The sequence below is a fragment of the Bacillus sp. SG-1 genome, from assembly GCF_000181495.1.
In the GTDB taxonomy this organism is placed as follows: Bacteria; Bacillota; Bacilli; order Bacillales; family Bacillaceae_B; genus Rossellomorea.
Genome location: NZ_ABCF01000174.1, coordinates 1 through 1,362, shown reverse-complemented (window position 1 = coordinate 1,362; position 1,362 = coordinate 1). Strand labels below are relative to the sequence as shown.

Annotated in this window: 5 protein-coding genes; all 5 read left to right on the top strand. The window is 39.6% G+C overall.

What is annotated here, in order from left to right; genetic code table 11:
• Positions 1–91 (top strand): 50S ribosomal protein L29 (rpmC, locus tag BSG1_RS20665; RefSeq protein ID WP_083802941.1); only part of this gene is annotated, 91 nt, incomplete at its 5' end.
• A 19-nt stretch (positions 92–110) separates the two neighbouring features.
• Complete coding sequence (gene rpsQ / locus BSG1_RS19530; protein ID WP_006838979.1) at positions 111–374, top strand: 30S ribosomal protein S17; 264 nt, start codon at positions 111–113, stop codon at positions 372–374.
• Positions 375–415: 41 nt separating this feature from the next.
• Positions 416–784, top strand: a complete 369-nt coding sequence (gene rplN, locus BSG1_RS19525; RefSeq protein WP_006838978.1) for a 50S ribosomal protein L14 — start codon at positions 416–418, stop codon at positions 782–784.
• Positions 785–819: 35 nt separating this feature from the next.
• A complete protein-coding gene (gene rplX, locus BSG1_RS19520; protein ID WP_006838977.1) occupies positions 820–1,131 on the top strand; it encodes a 50S ribosomal protein L24 in 312 nt (103 codons plus the stop codon).
• Between the two features lie 25 nt (positions 1,132–1,156).
• Positions 1,157–1,362: 50S ribosomal protein L5 (gene rplE, locus BSG1_RS19515; protein ID WP_006838976.1), on the top strand; the 206-nt coding region annotated here is incomplete at its 3' end.

The following is a 1,362-nucleotide window of genomic DNA, read 5'->3' as shown; positions in this document are numbered from 1 at the left end:
AAACACTGCCCGCATCCGCGAAGTACGCAAAGCGATCGCTCGTATGAAAACTGTAATCCATGAAAGAGAGATCGGCGTTAACAATCGATAAATGAGAGGAGGTTTGCAGAATGAGTGAACGCAACCAACGTAAGGTTTACACTGGACGTGTTGTTTCCGACAAAATGGATAAAACAGTTACAGTTCTAGTTGAAACTTACAAAAAACATTCACTATACGGCAAACGCGTAAAATACTCTAAAAAGTTCAAAGCGCATGATGAACAAAACGAAGCTAAAACTGGCGATATCGTACGTATCATGGAAACTCGCCCGCTTTCAGCTACAAAACGTTTCCGTTTAGTAGAAGTAGTAGAAAAAGCAGTAATTATCTAATAAATGTTCGGATATTTATTTTCCGAAGGGAGGTTACCTAGATGATTCAACAAGAATCTCGTTTGAAAGTTGCCGACAACTCTGGCGCTCGTGAAGTTTTGACTATTAAAGTCCTAGGCGGATCTGGCCGTAAGACAGCTAATATCGGTGATGTAATCGTATGTACAGTAAAACAAGCAACACCAGGTGGCGTTGTTAAAAAAGGCGACGTAGTAAGAGCTGTTGTTGTTCGTACTAAGAGCGGCGTTCGCCGTACAGACGGAACTTACATTAAGTTTGACGAAAACGCATGTGTAATCATCCGTGATGATAAAGGACCGCGTGGTACTCGTATCTTCGGACCTGTAGCACGTGAATTACGCGAAAACAACTTTATGAAAATTGTATCATTAGCTCCAGAAGTTCTTTAATAGAACCTATTGTGCGTTAAGAGGAGGTGCGACTAATGCATGTTAAAAAAGGCGATAAAGTAATGGTTATCACAGGTAAAGACAAAGGCAAAACTGGTGTTGTATTATCAGCGCTGCCTAAGAAAGACCGTGTGATTGTAGAAGGAATCAATGTTATGAAAAAACATTCAAAGCCTTCTCAAGCGAATCCACAAGGTGGAATCATCAGCCAAGAGGCACCTGTTCATGTATCGAATGTTATGCTGCTTGATCCTAAAACGAATGAACCAACTCGTGTAGGATTCAAGAAGGTTGATGGTAAGAATGTACGTGTAGCAAAAAAATCTGGTGAAGTTCTAGATAAATAGTTCAAAGTAGAAGGGAGGTACTCAAATGAACCGCCTAAAAGCAAAATTTAATGACGAAATTACTCAAGCTCTAATGAGCAAATTCAATTATAAATCAGTTATGCAGGTACCTAAGATCGAAAAGATCGTAATTAACATGGGTGTCGGCGATGCAGTTCAAAATGCAAAAGCATTGGATACAGCTGTAGAAGAATTAACATTAATCACTGGTCAAAAACCAGTTGTAACTAA

What these genes read in the sequence shown, in the direction of transcription:
- rpsQ (WP_006838979.1), top strand. Translation starts at nt 111, where the DNA reads ATGAGTGAACGCAACCAACGTAAGGTTTACACTGGACGTGTTGTTTCC.
- rplN (WP_006838978.1), top strand. Translation starts at nt 416, where the DNA reads ATGATTCAACAAGAATCTCGTTTGAAAGTTGCCGACAACTCTGGCGCT.
- rplX (WP_006838977.1), top strand. Translation starts at nt 820, where the DNA reads ATGCATGTTAAAAAAGGCGATAAAGTAATGGTTATCACAGGTAAAGAC.